The 21,274-nt window shown below is 46.9% G+C and carries 15 protein-coding genes; 13 read left to right on the top strand and 2 right to left on the bottom strand.

Annotated elements, in window-relative coordinates:
• Window positions 1-229: 229 nt before the first annotated feature.
• The 4 genes from BLV50_RS15725 (at window position 230) to BLV50_RS15740 (ending at window position 8,177) form a co-directional block, all read left to right on the top strand.
• On the top strand, window positions 230-1,846 hold the full coding sequence (locus BLV50_RS15725; RefSeq protein WP_177031194.1) for a response regulator: 1,617 nt from the start codon (window positions 230-232) through the stop codon (window positions 1,844-1,846).
• A gap of 12 nt (window positions 1,847-1,858) precedes the next feature.
• Window positions 1,859-3,628, top strand: a complete 1,770-nt coding sequence (locus BLV50_RS15730; protein WP_371121666.1) for a sensor histidine kinase — start codon at window positions 1,859-1,861, stop codon at window positions 3,626-3,628.
• A gap of 116 nt (window positions 3,629-3,744) precedes the next feature.
• On the top strand, window positions 3,745-5,406 hold the full coding sequence (locus tag BLV50_RS15735) for an ABC transporter substrate-binding protein (protein WP_072734016.1): 1,662 nt from the start codon (window positions 3,745-3,747) through the stop codon (window positions 5,404-5,406).
• A 299-nt stretch (window positions 5,407-5,705) separates the two neighbouring features.
• The gene (locus BLV50_RS15740; RefSeq protein WP_090808697.1) at window positions 5,706-8,177 is read left to right on the top strand and encodes a bifunctional diguanylate cyclase/phosphodiesterase; all 2,472 of its coding nucleotides are present in this window, start codon (window positions 5,706-5,708) and stop codon (window positions 8,175-8,177) included.
• A gap of 65 nt (window positions 8,178-8,242) precedes the next feature.
• Here BLV50_RS15740 and BLV50_RS15745 read toward each other — a convergent pair whose 3' ends face one another.
• Window positions 8,243-9,682 (bottom strand): SpoVR family protein, encoded by a 1,440-nt coding sequence (locus tag BLV50_RS15745; RefSeq protein ID WP_063564267.1) that lies wholly within the window; start codon window positions 9,680-9,682, stop codon window positions 8,243-8,245.
• Window positions 9,679-10,845 (bottom strand): sporulation protein YhbH, encoded by a 1,167-nt coding sequence (yhbH, locus tag BLV50_RS15750; protein ID WP_053780501.1) that lies wholly within the window; start codon window positions 10,843-10,845, stop codon window positions 9,679-9,681. The genes BLV50_RS15745 and yhbH overlap by 4 nt, the downstream gene beginning before the upstream one ends.
• A gap of 263 nt (window positions 10,846-11,108) precedes the next feature.
• Here yhbH and BLV50_RS15755 point away from each other — a divergent pair, with 263 nt between their 5' ends.
• The 9 genes from BLV50_RS15755 to BLV50_RS15790 all read left to right on the top strand — a co-directional run bounded on the left by BLV50_RS15755 (window position 11,109) and on the right by BLV50_RS15790 (window position 21,202).
• Entirely contained in the window at window positions 11,109-12,449 is a 1,341-nt protein-coding gene (locus tag BLV50_RS15755) for an MFS transporter (protein ID WP_090808699.1), read from the top strand.
• A 379-nt stretch (window positions 12,450-12,828) separates the two neighbouring features.
• The gene (locus tag BLV50_RS15760) at window positions 12,829-14,097 is read left to right on the top strand and encodes a sulfotransferase family protein (protein ID WP_090808701.1); all 1,269 of its coding nucleotides are present in this window, start codon (window positions 12,829-12,831) and stop codon (window positions 14,095-14,097) included.
• A complete protein-coding gene (locus tag BLV50_RS15765; protein ID WP_079696563.1) occupies window positions 14,094-16,025 on the top strand; it encodes an asparagine synthase-related protein in 1,932 nt (643 codons plus the stop codon). The genes BLV50_RS15760 and BLV50_RS15765 overlap by 4 nt, the downstream gene beginning before the upstream one ends.
• A 77-nt stretch (window positions 16,026-16,102) precedes the next feature.
• A complete protein-coding gene (locus BLV50_RS32485; protein WP_175383968.1) occupies window positions 16,103-16,240 on the top strand; it encodes a paeninodin family lasso peptide in 138 nt (45 codons plus the stop codon).
• A gap of 153 nt (window positions 16,241-16,393) precedes the next feature.
• Window positions 16,394-17,332, top strand: coding sequence for an HPr kinase/phosphorylase (locus tag BLV50_RS15770; protein ID WP_218135400.1), 939 nt, complete (start codon window positions 16,394-16,396; stop codon window positions 17,330-17,332).
• On the top strand, window positions 17,329-17,628 hold the full coding sequence (locus tag BLV50_RS15775) for a lasso peptide biosynthesis PqqD family chaperone (RefSeq protein ID WP_063564273.1): 300 nt from the start codon (window positions 17,329-17,331) through the stop codon (window positions 17,626-17,628). The genes BLV50_RS15770 and BLV50_RS15775 overlap by 4 nt, the downstream gene beginning before the upstream one ends.
• Window positions 17,629-17,631: 3 nt before the next feature.
• The gene (locus BLV50_RS15780; RefSeq protein WP_063564274.1) at window positions 17,632-18,114 is read left to right on the top strand and encodes a lasso peptide biosynthesis B2 protein; all 483 of its coding nucleotides are present in this window, start codon (window positions 17,632-17,634) and stop codon (window positions 18,112-18,114) included.
• Window positions 18,098-19,294, top strand: a complete 1,197-nt coding sequence (locus BLV50_RS15785; protein WP_083584711.1) for a nucleotidyltransferase domain-containing protein — start codon at window positions 18,098-18,100, stop codon at window positions 19,292-19,294. The genes BLV50_RS15780 and BLV50_RS15785 overlap by 17 nt, the downstream gene beginning before the upstream one ends.
• 27 nt (window positions 19,295-19,321) lie before the next feature.
• Window positions 19,322-21,202 (top strand): ABC transporter ATP-binding protein, encoded by a 1,881-nt coding sequence (locus BLV50_RS15790; protein WP_256337967.1) that lies wholly within the window; start codon window positions 19,322-19,324, stop codon window positions 21,200-21,202.
• Window positions 21,203-21,274: the final 72 nt, after the last annotated feature.

Genomic DNA, 21,274 nt, shown 5'->3' on the forward strand with positions numbered 1-21,274 from the left:
TTCGAACCAGCACAGCCTATGGGCTGTGCTTTTTTGGTATGCCATTTCTTTTTGGGAAATAACGGATATAAGAAGTTGTTGTGCAATGCTTGCAGGAAAAGCTGTTGACTTTTTACCACACAGACCTTAACAATAAAAGGCAGAATAATACAAAATTTTATGTAATCGCTTTCTTTACTGATGAATATAGGGACACTGCAATTGTCATTCAAAGGGAAGGGTGATGGGCATGCATCGGGTACTGCTGGTTGATGATGAAGTATACGCACGAAAAGGACTTAGAAAACTGATCCGCTGGGAAGCATGCGGGTTCGAAGTGGCTGGAGAGGCGAATGATGGGGATGAGGCTAGTACCCGGATCGAAGAGCTACAGCCTGACGTTGTCATTACGGACATACGTATGCCGGAGACGGATGGACTGGAATTGATCCGGCGCACGGTTGAGCGTAATGAGCAGGTTCTAAATAAGTGCAAACAGCCCTATTTTATCATCGTGAGTGGATATAATGATTTTGCTTATGCCCAGCAGGCCGTGAGGTACGGGGTACAGGATTATATTTTGAAGCCAATTGATGAGATTGAACTGGAAGGGACTTTACGCAAGCTGGCGGAGGAGTTGAATCGACGCAAGCATGCTGAACAAACCCGACGTGAGCAGGAATACGTCAGATTACTTAATCAGTTTATTTATGGCGAATCGGATTTGGAAACGGTTGAACAATGGATTGAACTGACGGGTACAAGTGCTAACGATCCGCTGGCATATCTGCTGTTTGAGAATAACACGCCACATTTCCGGGTTTCGGATAATACTCAAGAAGAGGAGCCGGGAGCCAGGAACGGAGAGAATTTTGGCCGGATTGTGCAGTCTGTTCTTGGAAAGATGTATGCAAATCGCTCGTATCTTCATGTAAAAGAGCATGGCGAACGTATCGGAGTTCTCTTAACTGCGGAACATCTGCACCCCTATTCAATGAATCTTCATGAGGTTGCCAGGCAAATGCAATCTTGCTTCGCCGAAATGGGTCATGACTCTGTAAGCATATATATCGGAAAAGTTTGTTATGAACCTTTACTTATTGGACATGCCTATCAGACCGCACTCAAGGCTATTTCCTATAAATTCATTTCAGAGAAGAGTGGGATCGTCCTGTATGATGACATGCAGCATGAACCTGTACAGTGGGTGCATACCGATCATGAAAAGGAGCAGGAACTCCTGACACTTATGGAGGAACAACGGGTTGAGGCGTTGGAGAATGCAGTGGGTGAATGGTTCAACGGAATGAGAACGGCCAATTACGCTCCTGTTGCCGTGACGTCAGCAATTCACCAATTGATCTCAGCGGTTCTATCCATTCTGAAATCCGCTGAGGCGAATGTGAAAGAGCTACCTTCGTTCAAGCTAATTTTGGCATGGCAAGCAGATCGGGGAACGTTGGCTGAGGCTAGACGGTTGTTGACGGTTTTTATGCTGGATTCAGCACGTAAACTGGGGGAACAGCGTCAGTACAATCACAGGGGAGCCATGACTAAAATCAAACATTATATTGAAGCCAACTACAGCAGCAATATTAGTTTGAGAAGTATTGCCTCCGAATTTTACATGAACCCGGTCTATTTGGGTCAACGCTTCCGCAAGGTGTATGGCGTGTATTTCAATGACTTCCTGCTTCAGCTTCGGATGGAGGAAGCCAAGAAGCTGCTGCGTCAGACGGATATGCGAGTATATGAAATTGCCGAGAGGGTTGGGTTCGGAAGCAGTGACTATTTCGCGACTCAATTTGAGAAAAAGGAATCATGTTCCCCTACGGAATATCGAAATCGCATCCTGGATGAAGGGTAGGGAGATGACACCGTGAAGCTCAACTTTTTTAATAATATCCGCCTACGGGATAAAATGCTGATTTTGTATCTTTTCTTTGTACTCGTACCCGTTATCCTGACGAATGTTATTTTCTATCAGGTGACCATAGCGAACGTAAAATCCCAGCGAATGGCCGACCTCTCCAAAGGAATGGAACAGATTCGAAGTCAATTTATGGGGGAGATTCGCAATGCGGCCGATTTTTCCTCAAGCTTTTATACGGACAGTATATTAAATGACATGCTGGATGTGAATTATACAAATCCGGTTCAGTATATCGAAGCCTACGATTCTTATCTTCGCAAAATCCTGAATACCTATTACTCCGGTTACCGCTCCCTCCAAGGTTTGACGATATATGTGGATAACAAAAGTGTACTGCCTTCCGGGGGAGTTGAGTTTCTAACCGAAGAGGTTCGACAGTCCGAGCCATACAGGCTGCTGGCAAACAGTAAACATTCCGCACCCATTCTGATGAGATCCGGTCCTGAAGGGAATCGGCAGACGTTCAGCATTTTACGCAAACTCAATTATTATGAAGCTCTGCCCGGGTGGAAGGAAAAGTTCGTACGACTGGATCTGAAGCCATCGACGATTCGCCAGATTTTCACCAACCTTAACGTACAGGGCAACCTGTATCTGATTAATCCGGCTGGACAAATAGACTACTCGACGGATTCTGGTATCCCATGGTCCAGTCAACTCGTGAATTATAGTGATGTCATGGATCAACAAAGTAAGAAAGAGTTCGAAATGGCCTATCCATTGTCCGGTGAAATGGAGGGATGGAAAATCAACGGAATGTTCGATGAATCCGAGATTTACAAGGAACTGGGCAAACCCAGTCACCTTGTCGTTGTGCTGGCCTGTATCAATCTGATCCTGCCGACCTGGATTATTATCTGGATGACACGCACAATCCACGTGAGGCTGGCTCGAATACTGAAACACATGGAAAAAGTGAAGCATCAGCGATTTGAACCGATCAGACAGCCGGAATCGTCGGACGAGATTGGGCAGCTGACAGCCGAATTCAATCGCATGACGATGACGATCCATCGTTTGATTAACGACGTCTATGTAGCAGACATTCAACATAAAAATTTGGAGTTACAGCGGCGGCATGCCCAATTAAACGCATTGCAGAGCCAGATTAATCCACACTTTTTGTTTAACGCGCTGGAGACCATCCGCATGCGCAGCCTCATGAAAGATGAGGATGAGACGGCACGAATTATTTATCATATGGCTAAAATTTTTCGGAATGCCCTCACCTGGAATCGGGATAAAGTCAGCATACGGGAGGAATTGGAGTATGTGACCTGTTTTCTTGAAATCCAGAAATATCGTTTTGGTCACAAGCTGGATTATACGATTGATCTGGACCCAGAGGCTGCGGATTGTTCCATTCCCAAGATGACATTGTTGCCTTTTGTTGAAAATGCCAGCATTCATGGTATCGAACCACTGAAGGAAGGCGGGGAAATTCGGCTTTGTATTCGACGAACAGGCACAGAACTGATCTGTGTGGTGGAGGATTCCGGGGCAGGTATGACAGAGGACAAAAGAAAGCAGCTACTCTCTTACGTGGAAACGGAAGATTCAATGGGTGATCGCGTAGGTGTACAGAATGTCATCTATCGTCTGAAGCTGATCTACGATAGCCGGTTCCATATTCAGATCGATAGCGCTCCTAGGACAGGCACACGTGTGGAAATTGGTTTACCCCTTGAAGATTCATCCAATCCACCAAAGCATTAAACATTCTAAGGCATAAACCTATAGTTTATCCGGTAAACAAAGTTTGTCATCAACCTTATAATGAGAGTGCTTACATTAGAGGGGGGAAAGAGGGTGCGTTCATATTGGTTAATCACATGCTGAAGCGCTGGCTGCCGGCAGTATTAGCTTTAACCATGGTGACGGCTTGTTCCTGGGGAGGAAGTGAGATTAAACCGGAAGCTGGAGCGGGGGGAGACGGCAAAGTAAGCACAGAGAAAGTGACATTCTCGTATTTTAAAGCGGGTTCAGGCAAGGACATCAATACAAATGAAACCACAATCGGCAAAAAGCTGGAGGAACAAACCGGGGTTAATTTCAAAATTGAATACCTGGTTGGTGATATTAATACCAAAATTGGAACGATGATTGCAAGCAACAAGTACCCGGATGTGATGGTCCCGGACGGGGCTATTGACAAAATCGTGGATGCCGGTGCATTTATTCCTCTCAACAATCTGATTGATCAGTATGGACCCAACATTAAACGGGTGTATGAGTCGTACTACAACCTGATGAAAGAGGAAGATGGCAACATTTATTTTCTGCCCATGAGCGCAGTGGTTGGAAACTATCTGCCTAATCCGAATGTGGATCAAGGTGCCTTCTGGATACAGCGTCGTGTATTGAAGGAGGCTGGATATCCAAAGATCACCACGCTGGATGAATACATGGATCTGATTAAACAATACGCTGACAAACATAAGGATGAAGGATTGACTGGATTCCTGTCGTTGACGTATGATGATAAATTTTTTACGATCACTAATCCGGCCATGCACCTTGCAGGTTATCCGAATGATGGAGCCATTATGGTGGATATGCAGACACAGGAAGCCAAGGACTATGGGCTTACGGAAGAGACCAAACGCTGGATGCAGAAGTTGAATGAAATGAATTCATTAGAGCTGTTTGATAAGTCCTCCTTTGTCGATAACTATGACCAGTATCTTGCGAAAGTGACCAGTGGGAAAGTGCTTGGATTCTTTGATTATGCCTGGCAGGTAGGGCAGGAAATGAACAATCTGAAGGAAGCCGGTAATGACGATTTGCGTTATATGGCACTGCCGATTGTGTACGACGCAAACACCAAGGATCAGTATACTGATCCGCCGAGCTTTGTTAATAACCGGGGGATTGGCATTACCGTAAGTGCAGAAGATCCGGTCCGTATCATCCAATTCTTCGATAACCTATTAACGGATGAGAATCAGATTCTGTCCAACTGGGGGATCGAAGGAGAAACCTACGAAGTGGATGACAAGGGGCGGTTTACGCGCTCTGCGGAAATGATCCGGAAAACAGATTCAGATGAGTTCCGTCAATCGTTCGGATTCAAATATTTTGAGTACAGCTGGCCGCGTTACGGTAATGGATCGACTCTGCCTGACGGTAATTCTGTCGGTGTAGAACGACAACCCGAAGTTGCCCAATTCTCCTATACGGATGGAGATAAGCTCATTCTGGAGAAGTATGGCGTGGAGACGTTCTCTCAACTGTTCGCTGCGCCGGATGAACGTCCATGGTACCCGGCTTGGAGCATTGCTTTTGATCAAGGTTCCCCAGCCCATATCTATGGACAGAAACGTACAGATTTGCAAAAGAAATATGTGCCCAAACTAGTCCTCTCCAGTCCGGCTGACTTTAACAAGGTCTGGGATGAATATGTGAAGGAATTCAACAAGCTCGATGTGAAGGGCTATGAACAGACGATGACCGAAGAAGTTCGCAAGAAGGCAAAACTGGTCCAAGGTGAATAAGGTGGTGAGGAAAGGATGGCATGGAGGGATAAGCGCCTGCAAGGCGCGTGGTGAATGGGAATTCGACAATATTAAACATTCGTTTTATCTGGAAAAAAGTGTTGATTTTCACGTCTGGGACGTTTAGACTATATACATCAATATTAACGGGTTAGAGATGTATGACTTTGGCTTTATAATAAGTCGGTGGTCTCCAGACAAATGATGTGGAGGGAGTGCCTGTCATCCAGACAGCGCACTCGCTTTTTTTTACATTTTGCATACATACAAGGCATTTCCCGGTTGAAAGGACAAAGTGAGTGGAGCACCTACATGGAACGTACAACTTAGAACTGGTTATTTTATCTTACATTATTGCAGCGTTGGCTTCTTATGCAGCGCTTGACCTTGCGGGCCGAGTAAGTCTGGCTAAGGGCATGTCCCGAAATGTCTGGCTTACCTGCGGCGCAGTCTCTATGGGTTTGGGAATTTGGTCCATGCATTTTGTGGGCATGCTGGCTTTTGTTCTTCCTATGCATGTGTCGTATTCCACAGGTGAGGTCTTTCTATCCGTTCTGCTTGCAATCATTGCATCTGGTGTTGCGTTAAATATTGCAGGTCAGCAGTCAGGTAAAATAAGCAAGCTCCTGATCGCAGGGGTGCTCATGACCGCAGGCATTAGCAGCATGCATTACATCGGAATGGCTGCCATGTCGGTTACCATCACATATGAACCAGGCATAGTGTTGTTATCCATCCTGATCGCAGCTTTAGCTTCATTTGCTGCCTTGTGGCTCATGTTTTTCTTCCGGCAGCATCAGTCACGTTATACATCGGTGTACAAGATGGGCAGCGGACTCATTATGGGGCTGGGCATCTCGGGAATGCATTATACGGGGATGTCAGCTGCACAATTTCATCATGCACATGATGCAATGGCTGGTTCGGGGATGCAGATTGAGCCTTCACTTCTTGCGTATCTGATCGCAGCGGGTACTTTTATTGCATTAGGGTTGACCTTGTTCGGTATCTTTATTAATCAGCGTCTAACTCAGAAGGATCGCCGGATTCATGAAAATGAACAGTGGTATCAAGCCTTGTACGAAAACCATTCAGATGCCATTATTTCGGTGGATAAGCAAGGGGCTATCAAGGGGATTAATGCTGCAGTCACACGTATTACAGGATACCAGGAAAGAGAGATCATACATCATTCTATTGATGAGATTTCACAGCATGTTGATATTCATTGGGCAAGTGAAATGCATCATGTGGAATGGGATGATGATAGCCGTGAGCAGCAGCATTTCATGGGCAAAATGAAAAACGTTCAGGGAAATCTTCTTGATCTAAGTATCGCTGTAGTACCTGTACTGATTGATGGTAAACATCAGGGAAGCCATATCCTGATTAAAGACGTCACCGAGGAGAAACAGGCTCAGGAAAGCATCCGCCATCAGGCTCTGCATGATCCGCTGACCGGGCTCCCTAATCGACGCAAGCTGGATGATGTGCTGGAGAGCACGATCGCGACTTCGGGGGCAGCAGGAAGTTCATTTGCGGTTATGGTGATGGATATTGACCGTTTCAAAATGATTAATGACTCTCTGGGACATTCCATTGGAGATATGTTTCTTCGAGAAGTGAGCAGCAGAATTATGAGTGCAATCCAAGATTCAGACCCGAACGCGACGGATAATGTCATGCTTGCTCGTATGGGGGGCGATGAATTCACACTGGTTGTTACCAATGAGCAGGGGAATGAAGAACGGGTGGCCGAACTGGCCGAACGGATTGTTCGAGCGATTCAGCTACCTTATCGATTAAAGGAAAATGACTTTTACGTTACAGCCAGCATCGGGATCGCAATGTATCCGTATCATGGAACAGGAGCGGATGCGTTGTTGAAGCATGCAGACTCTGCCATGTATGAAGTCAAGAAAAACGGCAAGAACGGTTTTCAGTTTTACACGGCCCAACTGGATTCGGAGCTGTATGAACGAATTGAACTGGAAGGGTATTTGCGCAAGGCACTGGAACGAGATGAGCTGGTCTTGTATTATCAACCCCAGATACGTACAGAAGACAGCCGTATGATCGGCGTGGAGGCTTTGATTCGCTGGAATCATCCAGACAAAGGCGTTCTGTCTCCGAATGTGTTCATTCCACTAGCTGAGGAGACAGGCCTGATCTATGAGATCGGGAACTGGACATTGCGCGAAGCGTGCAGACAGATGAAACTTTGGCATGCCAGTGGCGGTCCACTCATTCCGGTATCCGTTAACTTGTCTAGTCAGCAGTTTCATCAATCCAACCTAGTGGAGCAGGTCAAAAATGCACTCACGGAGACGGGCCTCGATGCCCGCTATCTTGAATTGGAAATTACAGAGAGCATGATGATGGATGCATCCGTATCCACAGGTATTCTGAATGAACTTACAGCGCTTGGAGTCAAAATCAGCCTGGATGATTTCGGGACAGGATATAGCTCGCTGAGTTATTTGAAGCATTTTCCAATTCATAAGTTAAAGATTGACCGTTCCTTCGTGACGGATATTACGGAGAGCCGGAGTGATCAGGCGATTGTGGCCACGATCATATCGATGGCTCAAAATCTGAAGATGGAAGTGATCGCGGAAGGGATCGAGACGAAAGGACAGCTGGATATTCTGATGCAAAATGATTGCCGCGAAATTCAGGGATATTATTTCAGTCGTCCATTGCCGGCAAGCGAAGTGGAGCATGACTTTTTTGTGCCACTGCGGCTGCATGGAACTCCATCGATTCTCTAAGTTCACTGAAATGCCAAGCGGCAAGTCCCCGCCTTATGCCAGGGACTTGCCGCTTTTTTGTGTTCTTATGATAAAAACTTGCGGTGGTGCTTCTTGCCATCATATGTGAACCAGATCGGTTTATCTTCCACCCGTGTTTCCACATGGACGGTACGCCCCCAAAGGCGGTACAGATAAGGCAGGGTCCGTTCCATATACTTCAGATCCAGCTCGATGCCCTCGTATTGATGCTTGAGCACGAGTTCTCCGGTGCGCAGGTAATCGGCGTCCTGAACGACGAGATACGGAGAACCACCGTTGATGCGTGAAAATACAAGCTGATCCCGTATGTTTTGCCAGGACTTGTCGGTAATTTTCCAGTCCGGGCCCTTTTTCTCGAATACGTAGAGGTCGAGGTCTTCGGTTAATTGCTTGGTCATGTAGTTGCGGATAAATGAGGTATCGGAATCGAATTCGCGTACCTCAAACATTTTGGCACGACCCTGCCCTGGTTGACGCCCAAAACGTTCTCTTTCTTCGCGGGACGGGTTATCCCAGCGACGTTCAATATCTTCGAATATTTTCAGCCCTAAATAGTAGGGATTCAAACTTTGCTTGGATGGCTGCACGACGGAAGAGTTCAGTTTGGCAAATTCAATCGTATCCTCACTGTTCAGGTCCAGCTCCCGTATAATACGTTGATGCCAGTAGGAGGCCCAGCCTTCATTCATAATTTTCGTTTCCATCTGCGGCCAGAAATAGAGCATTTCCTCACGCATCATACTCATAATATCCCGCTGCCAATCAGTCAACACTTCGGAAAATTCCTGGATAAACCACATGACATCCTTTTCCGGTTCTGGTGGGAAGTGATGCACTTGTATTCCCTCCGCAGGTGTTTCCTCGGGCTGGGTATCATCAAGGGACCACAAGTCATCATAGCGACCTTCCGGCTTTGGCGTTTTCTCCCCACGCTGCTCCCGCATTTTCATCTCCATATAACGTTGTTTGTCCAAATGGCGGGGTTTGATCAACTGTGGATCAACATGTTCCTGAATCGCAATAACGGCATCGATAAACGCTTCAACAGCCTCTGTACCATATTCCATCTCATAGTTGCTGATCCGATCAGCCGTCGCGGCCATGCTCTCTACCATATTGCGATTCGACTTGGAGAAGCGAGCATTGTTTTTGAAAAAATCGCAGTGGGCCAGCACGTGTGCGACAATTAGCTTGTTCTGGATCAGCGAGTTGCCATCCAGCAGGAAGGCGTAACAAGGGTTGGAATTGATTACGAGCTCATAAATTTTACTGAGTCCAAAATCATATTGCATCTTCATTTTATGAAAAGTTTTCCCGAAGCTCCAGTGACTGAACCGGGTCGGCATACCATACGCTCCAAAGGTATAGATGATATCGGCAGGGCATATTTCATAACGCATCGGATAATAATCCAGGCCGAATCCATCGGCAATCTCCATAATCTCGGCAATGGCGTATTCAAGGTCGCGGATTTCATCTGTCATCTTACGCTACCTCCTTCCCGTTTCTGGAAAAAGCTGCGCAAAGCTTTATACACTTCGCCTTTTTCTTTGATCACATAATACATGAACTGGTCGATCTTGATATGACGATAGGCGGACATCAGTGTGCTGCTGCGATTGTATTGGTTCACCTCGCCATAACCAAACATGTTGCTGCGCTTCATCAGCTCACCAATCAGTTTGACACACCGCTCATTATCCGAGGTCAGGTTATCTCCGTCCGAGAAATGGAAAGGGTAGATGTTGTAGCTGGAAGGCGGATAACGACTATCAATAATTTCCAGTGCCTTCATATATACAGAGGAGCAAATGGTGCCTCCACTTTCGCCGCGGGTGAAAAATTCTTCCTCGGTCACTTCCTTGGCTTCGGTATGATGGGCTAGGAAAACAATCTCAACCTTCTCATACTGACGGCGGAGGAAACGGGTCATCCAGAAGAAAAAGCTGCGTGCGCAATATTTCTCAAAGGAGCCCATGGACCCGGAAGTGTCCATCATGGCGATAATGACTGCATTGGACTGTGGAATGATTTTGTCTTCCCACGTCTTGTAACGCAGATCATCCGGACTGATATGGTGAATACCCGGATTGCCGGTAGTGGCGTTGCGGCGCAAGTTCTCCAATATGGTGCGTTTCTTGTCAATATTGGACTGCATGCCTTTTTTGCGAATATCGTTGAATACGACTGTATGTGTCTCAATCTGATCCTTGTCTTTTTGCTTCAGATCCGGAAGCTCCAGTTCCGCAAAAAGCATATCTTCCAATTCCTCGATGCTCACCTCGGCTTCAACAATGTCATGCCCGGGCTGATCTCCGGCCTTTTCACCTTTGCCTGGTTTCTTCGAAGCGGGATCACGACCAATGACATCCCCGACCTGACTGTCACCGTCTCCCTGCCCCACATGTTTTTGCTTTTGGTAGTTATACACAAAACGGTACTCATCCAGACTGCGGATTGGTACCTTGATGATTTGTTGTCCATCGGACATAATGATGTTTTCTTCAGTAATCAAATCAGGCAGATTCTGCTTGATGACATCTTTAACCTTTTGCTGATGGCGTTGCTGGTCCTGGTACCCTTTGCGGTGAAGCGACCAATCTTCCCGGGATACGACGAACGAGTAAGGCTGGTGTGAATTTGACATGTAGGCACCCCCCATTGATTACGCGGCACAGTTTGGCCTGTCGGTAATTAAGTATATTCACGGGCGGGGACGATATGTGATGCGTGAGTAGATAAAATGATACAATTACGCGAGTTTGCCTTCCGGGATCAACTAAAATTGTACAGATCGTCCGGAACTTTTTTACAGAAACGATGAACAAGTGTGACGAACTTCCTTTACAATAGGGACAAGGTGTTTACTTGGCATCCCGTTGAGGGATGTGTGCAAAGGAAGGATACCATTTGGATAAACGGGCAGTTAAGGCATGGATTATGTATGATTGGGCCAACTCGGCCTATGCGACGACGGTACTTGCAGCCGTTCTTCCCGTCTTCTACGCTTCCGTGGCTGCAGCTACACTGGATACAGATACTGCAGCATCATATCTGGCGTACACCCATTCCATCGGCATGTTATGTGTAGCGCTATTAACCCCTTTGCTGGGGACATTAGCGGATTTATCGGGACGCAAAGGTGATTTTCTGCGAGTATTCTCCATCATTGGTATCGTTGCAACACTCGGATTCAGCTTCATTGGGGAGGGAGACTGGCTGTTCGCTTCTGCACTGCTGGTCATTTCGACGATCGGTTTTGCGGGTGGTAACACGTTCTATGATGCGATGCTGCCTGATTTGGTATCAGCAGATCGAAGAGATATGATCTCCTCCAAAGGTTATGCTTATGGTTATATTGGTGGAGGATTGTTACTTGCGATCAATATGCTCATGATTCAGCAGCCTGGGTGGTTTGGGATGGCGAGTACACTCGCGGGAACAAGACTTGCTTTTATCTCCGTAGCGTTGTGGTGGTTGGTATTTTCCATTCCGTTATTCCGCCATGCACCACGCCGTCCTGCAGCACCGGACATGCCCAAGTCATGGAAAGCATATGCCGGTGTGGGCGTGCGCAGACTTGGCCAAACTTTTCGCCAGATACGGCGTTTTCCGCAGCTGATGCGCATGCTGGTTGCTTTCTGGTTTTTCAATGATGGCATTAACACGATTATCCTGATGGCCACGATTTATGGAACAAGCATTGGGATCGGGACAGCAGATCTGATGCTTGCTTTGTTACTGACCCAGTTTATCGGATTTCCTTGTACATTGCTGCTGGGGGCATGGGCACAGCGTTGGGGCGCGAAGCAGGTGTTGATGGTAAGCTTGTCCATTTACATATGCATCGTTATCTTAGGATATTTCATGACATCTGCCATCCATTTTTATCTGCTCGCTGGGCTGGTTGGCGTAGTGCAGGGCGTAAGTCAATCGACAGCGCGTTCTTTGTTTAGCAATTTGATGCCTGCTGGCAGAACTGGAGAGTATTTTGGATTTGTGAATATTACAGGCAAATTTTCTTCCATTTTTGGGCCGTTTGTATTTGGTTGGGTAGGCCAATTAACAGGGTCAACCCGTTGGGGGATTCTGTCTCTAATTTTCTTTTTCGCTGTGGGGATTGCAGTGCTAGTGACTGTGAAAGTGCAGCAGGGGATGTCGGATGCGATTCAGGCGGATCAGGAAGAAGGGCAGGGATGGATGCATCATCCCATTTCGGGGAAAAGCTCAGAGGCAAGATCGACTGGATGAGTAGTTATTAACCTTTTATAGAATGTTCATCATTAATAATAGTAGCTCCGTGGGCCTGTTTATTCGTAAACTGCTCTGGAGCTTTTTCATGTTTATGCAACAGTTATAGATGTTGAGGGTCATAGAATAAGTATAAGTGCTTAAACGACAGAGAACAGAATAGAGTGGATAGAAAGATATTATGAAAAGGTGAAAATAAAAGATTGACATGATACATTTTGTATCATAGAGTAAAAGTATGAATACATATCGTATCTAAAAATTGTCGAAAGTACATCATCCATATTACCTATTCCGAAGTAGGATTATTAGCGGATTTTGATATAAAGAGCTATACCAACTGCATGCTTATTTTAATTTTACAGAGGAGAGGCTGCCATTGGTAGATGTTCATGGTAACGGACTTGTCTTACTACTATGTGTACCTCGCAGTGGAAGTTCGCTATCCACCGTGATGCTGCAAAATCACAGCCGTGTATTTGCCACACAGGAGATGTGGTTTCTGATGAATCTTGTAGATTTGCAGAAGGCTGATTCCCGCCCCTATGGTGGAAGTGCAATCATCCGTCAGTTTTACAGTGCTATGGTATCAGACGAAGGTTTTGAGAAGGCGTGCAGAAGCTTTGCTCTTGAAATCTATAACGGATTTCTGGAGGGGAGTGGGGCAGACTTCATCGTAGATAAATCTCCTCGTTACTATTATATGCTGGAATGGCTTGATCGCCTGTTTCCACAGTCCAAGCGCATTCATCTCCAGCGTAACCCCCTTGCCATAGCTGCTTCCTACAAAAAGGTAAACCGCCATACAGGAGAAGGATTCGAACTGATTCGCAGCTTGCAGAGTCCGAACCTTAATATGAAAGCAATTGATCTCACACTGGGTATGCTCCGTTTAAATGATTATTTTGCGGACAAACACACGAATGCCTATGAAGTTCAGTACGAACAACTTGTCTCCAACCCTCGGGACGAAATGGAAAAGTTATGCGGTTTTCTTGGCATCGGATATGAAGAGGGAATAGAGCAATATGGACGCTTTGTGGACAGTACAAAGTCCAATATGTTCTATAGTATGGGTGTCGGTGATCCGTTTCTATCTTCGCATCAGGAAGCTCATAAAGATTCTGTTAACAACTGGAAAAAAATACTCTATCCACAGGAAGTTGAATTCTATTGCCGGGTGATAGGCGCAGATCTATTCCATCGGATGGGCTACAGTGAACAGCTCGAAGAAGCCGAGCAATGGACGGGTGTACGTTACGAAGCTGGCCCGGATGAGGAAGTCATATCCAAGTTAACGCGTCAATTCTCAGAAGCAACGGGCAGCAGCTGGCAGCAAGGTTACCGGATGCAGCCTGTAGACCTAGTGAGCAATACTCCAGATGAAAACAGGGATAATCAGGCAGCGAATGAACCCGATGCAATTGACCCGACACTGGCCGCATTGGCAACGATCAGGCAGTTGGAAGCCGCATTACGTGCAGCCGATAATCGGCTGGAGCGAGGGTACAGTGAGCGGGAACGATTGAAGGTACAGCTTGCCTCTGCTCACAGCAAGATTCAGCGTATCAAATCCTTGATTCCGTTTGGTAACCAGATAAGCGCCTGGGCTTCACAGCGCAAGATACTCCGGGGAGGAAAGTCATGAGCGCTATAGCAGGAATTGTTCACACCGATGGTCAGCAAGCATTGTGGGAGGACAGTTGGCGCTTATATGCCAGTCTGGGCCACGTTCCGGCGGATACAACGGGGGTCTGGAAAGGCAATGAAGCTTTTCTGAGCTGCCACGCCCAGTGGATTACGCCGGAGTCGGTCAGCGAGCAATTGCCTTTATATGATGAAGTGAGCGGTCTGACTATCACGTCGGATGCCATTTTGGATAATCGGGAGCAATTGGCAGACCAACTGTCCATATCAAGGGCGGAGTTAGCAGGATTGTCGGATAGTGAACTGATCCTGCGTGCCTATCTGCGGTGGGATGAACATATGGCCGAAAAACTGCTTGGCGATTTCGCTTTCGCAATCTGGGATGATCGCAAGCGCAGACTCTTCGCTGCCAGAGATATTACGGGCATGAGATCCTTTTATTTTCGGCATGATGGTGAGCGGTTTGCCTTCTGTACCTTAATGAATCCGTTGCTGCAATTGGAAGGTGTACATAAAGAACTGGATGAGATCTGGTTGTCCGAATTTCTTGCCATTCCCGACATGCATGACTCAGCAGATATCCATTCTACCGTCTATCGCGGAGTGAGCCAGCTGCCCCCTGCCCATACGCTTAGCTTCAGGGATGGAAGGCTGGAACAGAAACAATATCATCGCTGGGACGAAGTGGAGACTCTACGGCTCAAGTCCGATGGGGAATATGTAGAAGCATTCCGCGAGGTATTTGGTCAAGCTGTTGGATCGCGTTTGCGAACGCATCGACAGGTGGCTGCTGCTTTAAGCGGAGGGCTGGATTCCGGAGCTGTGGTTGGATTTGCCTCAGGAACACTGCGGAGACAGGGAAAAACGTTAAATGCGTATAGCTATGTTCCGGTGCCTGACTTCACGGATTATACATCGAAAACACTGTTAGCAGATGAACGACCGTTTATCCAGTCTACGGTTAATCATGTGGGTAATATCACAGAGAATTATCTTGATTTTGAGGGAAGAAGCCCACTTAGTGAAGTGGACACCTGGCTTGATATTATGGAAATGCCTTATAAATACTTTGAGAATTCCTTCTGGATTCGTGGTTTTTATGAAAAAGCGAGCCAGCAGGATGCAGGCATTCTACTGACTGGAGCCCGGGGTAACTTCACGGTCTCCTGGGGCCCAGCACTAGATTATTACGCCAGTTTGCTAAAAAGCGGACGCTGGTTCCGGTGGCTACGGGAAATGCAGCAGTACAGTGAACGAACCGGGATGAAGTTCTCACGAATTGCCAAAATTACGGGCCGTAAAGCGTATCCGGAATTGTTTAAATCCATGTCAAAGGGAGCTGCCCAAGCCGCATCGGTGCAATTAATCCATCCGGAGTTTGCAAGAAGAACAGGCGTATTGGATCGGCTCAAATCAATTATCGTTCTGCAAGGTGGTGCGCAGGCAGATGCGCTCAAAGTACGGGCAGAGAAATTCAACAACCTGGCCATTGCGAACAAAAATGGTGCTGTCGCCACCAAATGCTCCCTTCGTTATCGGGCGTGGGAGCGTGATCCTACGAGTGACGCAAGAGTGATTCGTTTCTGTCTGTCTGTACCGATTGAACAATATGTTAATCAAGGAACGGACCGTGCTTTGATTCGGAGGGCTACATCGCCTGAGCTGCCTGACAAAGTGAGGTTAAACCAGCGAGTGCGCGGTGTTCAGCCCGCGGATTGGTTGCACCGCATGATTCCCAATTGGGGTGATTTTACTGCCGAATTGCGTGCGTTATGTTCTGACAGCCGGGTCGCTGGCATATTGAACACAGAGCGAATCAAGTCCGCACTTGCGAATTTTCCAAACCCTCGGCCGGAGCTCGCTTCCCACCCCGACTTGCGGTTGATGATGCATAGCCTGATCGTGTATCGATTCATCCGAAAGTTCTGATGTAGCTAGTGGGCGTAGCGATATGAACCGGGTTACAGGTTCATTAATCAGTTGACTCACGAGAGGAGGTGAACACGATGCAAATGGAAAAAAAGGAATGGCAAGCACCAGCACTGGAAGTATTGGAAGTGAACCAAACGATGGCAGGAGTAGGTTACAGACAGATCGACTGGATCACTGTCCACGATGCTGATCTCTACGATCCAACTTCCTAAGTTGTTTAGTTTTAACATGTGCCATCATACTTAGAAGGGCGGAAAGGACAATATTCCAACTTTTCGCCTCCGCCCTTATATTGAGCAATGCGAATATAAGGGCTTTTTTACTTACAAGCAGAATTGCGAAGGAGGAGTCATTCATTGTTGCCTGTGCAGTATAAAGCGTATGGCTTGTCTTGGTTGAGCCAATTCCCAATGCCTGAACTCCAAATCGTACAGAACGATACAGATTCTCTAGCTGCCTATACGGACGTACACATTGAAATAGCTGATTTGGCGGCACAGTGGGAAGCGTGGGATGTGGGGAGTGATAACTTTGTATCCCGGAATGGCAGTCTTTTTTTTCGGATCGAAGATACAGGTCTGTTTCTCATGGAACAAGGACGCCGTATCGTGGTATTCCCTCAAGTGGGAGCAGATGACAAAAAGGTTAGATTATTTGTGCTGGGCACATGTATGGCCGTCATTATGATGCAGCGCGGCATTCTTCCGCTCCACGGAAGTGCGGTGGTCATTGATGGTTGGGCTTATGCATTTGTTGGACACTCGGGTGCAGGCAAATCCACTTTATCAGCTGCACTTGCCTCACGCGGCTTTCCACTCTTAACGGATGATGTCGTGGCACTGACATGGGATGCAGGAGGAAGAGCAATCGTATCACCGGGTTATCCGCAGCAAAAGTTATGGCAGCCTAGTCTAGACGGATTCGGCATGAAGGAACAGGATTACGCAACGGTTCATGCGGAAATTACGAAATACGCGATACCGGTTCAGCACTATTTTCATGATAGACCTGTTCCGCTTGCCGCTGTGTTTGAACTTGATCCGAAACCGGAAGAGATGCTGAAACCCGTACAGCTGAAGGAAGTTGCCGGATTGGAACGCCTTCACATGCTGTGCTCTCATACATTTCGTAGTGGACTTGTTTCCAGGCAGGGTCTGGCACAATGGCTGTTCGAGACGGTTTCACGGCTGTCCGCCGGTATTGAAGTTTTCAGAATCACGAGGTCAGGCTCTGATTTTACGGCATTTGAGATGGCTGACCGAATTACAGAATATGCGCGCAAAGGAGTGTATACGGGACAATGACAGCAACGAAGCCAATGAATGGGGAAGACCGTGTGTTGCGTAAGGAAGGCAATCTTGTCAGTGACATGGGCGGGGAAAAAGTCATGATGAGCATCCATAACGGCAAGTACTATAATCTGGGCAGCACAGGTGGACGAATCTGGGATCTAATCAGCCAAGAACGAACATTGACTGAATTGGTTGAAGTGTTAGCTTCAGAATATGAGATTGAACCAGACATATGCCGTGAGCAGGTTGTACAATTTCTAGAGCATTTGACGCATGAAGGATTAATTGACGTTACCCGCGGAGAGTAGACCATGTTGCGAAAAATAAAAGCATATCGTTCATTGCCGCGTGAAATTCGTGGATTGGTATGGGAAGCTTATGTCCACCTTGGATGGGCACGAATACTAAAGGCGATGCCTTTTGCCAAGATTGCTCCTGGTCTCGGTACACCCATGTACGAAACGCCGATGACGGGACTCAATCGAAGTGATGTGACGACAATACGAAATATTTCTAAAGCTATACTCATTGCTAGCAGGCATACATTATGGGAGAGTCGTTGCCTTGTCATGGCAATCGCAGCGATGAAGATGCTGGAACGCCGTAAAATGGAGAGTACTCTATATATGGGTACTGCACGGAATAAACAAGGCCAAATGATGGCTCATGCATGGCTGCGAAGTGGGAAATTGATTGTGACTGGAGCAGATACAATGGACCAATATACGGTTGTCGGCGTGTTTGGCAAACGGTGTCCTGAGAAGGGAGCTGGGGAGATTGTCTACGATACATGAGTGGGAACAATATACAGCGGATTTTCCGCAGGAGCTTAAGCTGATTTTGAGTATGATTAAAGGCGATCTAACAGCAATAACCCCTGAGGACGCCCAAATACGGATGAAGGACATGGACTGGCAGCTCTTTTTGCAGCTCGCCCATCATCATCGACTGTACTCTGTTCTCTATCTGAACATAAAAGAGTTGGATTCAGCGCTTATTCCCGCTTTTGTAGTGGAAAACCTGAAGCAGCAATATACAGTCAATACGTTCCGCATGTTACATCTGACAGCCGAAATGGAGCAGGTGTGTGGTGCTTTTCGTGAACGAGGCATTCGGAATATTACGCTCAAAGGGCCCGCGCTGGCACATGATTTATACGGAGATATTTCATTGCGGACCTCTAAAGATCTGGACATTCTCATTCCCTTTGATGATGTGGAGTCTGCGGAAGAGATCCTTGGATCGCTTGGTTACGAATCAAAGGAAGGCAAGAGAACACCAACTGTTGCCAGCTGGAAATGGCGGGAACATCATATCTGTTACAAACACCCTGTAAAAAGAACCCAAGTCGAGATCCATTGGCGGCTTAACCCGGATTCCGGAAGAGAAACCGATTTTGAATTATTGTGGAAACGCAGCCGATTCAGCACCTATACCCAGACGCCTGTCCGTATGCTGGAAAGGGAGGATCTGTGGGCATATTTGGTGACGCACGGCGCAAGACACGGGTGGTTCAGAATGCGCTGGTTACTGGATATCGACCAGATGATTCGCAATATGCCACTGGATGTCAAAAAAGTGGAGCGACGCCTGAAAGCAGAAGGAAGATTATCTATCGGTTCACAAGCTCTTCATCTGGCTTCGGTATTAATGGACACCCCTTTGGATGCCAATTATCTTGCTTTGTTGTCTGCTCACGAACGTGCGGGAGAGAAATTAGCCAGACGCGGCGTAGTGTTCATGAATGAGATGATTGAGAGCCCGGCAGATGTAAAGAGTTATCGTTCCTATCTGTTCGCACTGCGAAGCACAAGGCAGAAGCTGTTTTTCTTTATCGAACGTTTGTATCCGAGTACCTGGGATGTAGACCAACTACCACTTCCGCGTTCACTGCATTTTTTGTATTTTCCGTTACGTCCGTTTCTCTGGTTCTGGCGGCGAATCAAAAGGAACACGATGACGGAGAGGGGATAACGTATGATTTCGGAATTACAATTCTTTATGCGGAAACTGCATCGTGTAACGGGCCCAGTGTTATATTGGAACCTGCTGGGCATGATCTGCATCAGTCTGATGGAAGGAATAGGCATTTATATGCTCGTTCCGATGTTAAGTCTTATTGGTATTTTTGAAATGGGTTCAACAGGTCTGCACTTACCCTGGATATCTGAATTTTTAAATCGTTTTCCGGAAAATGGCCGGTTGCTGCTTGTATTGTTGACCTTTGTTCTCATTGTCTCTGGACAGGCGTGGCTACAACGTCTTCAGACGATTCGCAACACTCGAATTCAGCAGCAATTTGTTCGAACGCTGCGCATGGAAACCTATCGTGCCATCATTATGGCGCAGTGGTCTTTTTTTCTCCAAAAACGAAAATCCGATTTTAATCATATATTAACGACCGAACTCGCCCGTGTCAGTCAGGGAACGAATATTATGCTGCAAATGGCTGCTTCCTTGATCTTCACCGGCATTCAAATCGGCCTGGCCTTCTGGTTGTCTGCCAAGTTAACTACCCTTGTCTTGGTCTGCGGATTGGTACTGTTTATTGTATTGAGAAAATTCGTGAAACGAGCAAAACAGATTGGGGATCAGACGTCGGAATATTCCCAGAGCTATTATAACGGCATTACAGAGCACTTTAACGGAATCAAGGACATTAAAAGCAATATGCTTGAAAAATCACATATTAGCTGGTTTGAACGTATGTGTGGGCGGATTGAACGTAATGTGATTCAGTTCAGCCAGTTGAACAGTGGCACACAATTGATTCATCGAATATCGGCGGCTGTCATTATTGCTGCTTTTATCTATTTATCCCTGCATGTGCTCGCTGTGCCTCCGGCAAGTTTGTTGCTCATCATTCTGATCTTTTCACGGTTGTGGCCACGATTTACATCCATTCAATCCAATCTGGAGTATATGAGTTCGATGCTGCCCGCGTTTCAGATTGTCAGAGAGTTACAGACTGAGACCGAGAAAAGCCGTGAGATTAGCGAAAAAACGGGTAATGCTAGTGAACCATATGATGAGGAGTCAACGATTCCCGGTCCTCGTTCGGTTAGAATGAAGGCCCAGGCCAAGCTGAATGAGCAGCAGAAAGATGGCAATATGCTACCTATTGAACCCCTGGTACTTAAGGAGTCCATCGAGTGTCAGCAAGTGAATTATCGCTACGAAGGCAGCGATACCTACTCGTTATTCGAAGCGTATGCATCCATCCCTGCGAGAGGTATGACAGCCATTGTAGGCAAGTCTGGAGCCGGGAAGAGCACGATGATTGATTTGATTATGGGACTCATACGTCCGGAGAGTGGTCAGATTTTGGTGGATGGGGTGCCGTTAACCGAGAATCGATTGTTAGCCTGGAGAAGTTCAATCGGTTATGTCTCTCAGGACCCTTTTCTGTTCCATACGAGTATTCGTGAAAATTTGCGTCTGGTAGATCCAAATGCCAGTGAGGAACAGATGTGGCAAGCACTACAGTTTTCTTCGTCTGCAGCGTTTGTCCGCAAACTTCCCCAAGGACTGGATACCATTATCGGTGATCGGGGCATCCGCCTGTCCGGCGGTGAACGTCAGCGTTTGGTGCTTGCCCGCGCCATGCTTCGGAACCCTTCTGTACTGGTATTGGATGAGGCGACGAGTGCGCTGGATAGTGAGAATGAACAGCACATTCATGAGGCTCTCGAGCGCCTGAAAGGGCATGTGACGGTTATTGTTATCGCCCACCGGCTATCCACCATTCGAACAGCAGATCGAGTGATTGTATTGGATGAGGGCCGGGTTATCCAACAAGGGGGTTATCAGCAATTGTCTACTGATCCGGTAGGCACGTTCAGCAAACTGTTAAACATGCAGGCAGGTGTCGTGGGGCAATGAGTCTCTCGGTAAATCCGGAAATGAATAAAGTAAAAAGGCGCGCCATTAAAGGCAGCGCCTTTGAAGTATGTG

It is taken from the genome of Paenibacillus sp. 276b (assembly GCF_900107875.1).
Taxonomy (GTDB): Bacteria; Bacillota; Bacilli; order Paenibacillales; family Paenibacillaceae; genus Paenibacillus; species Paenibacillus marchantiae.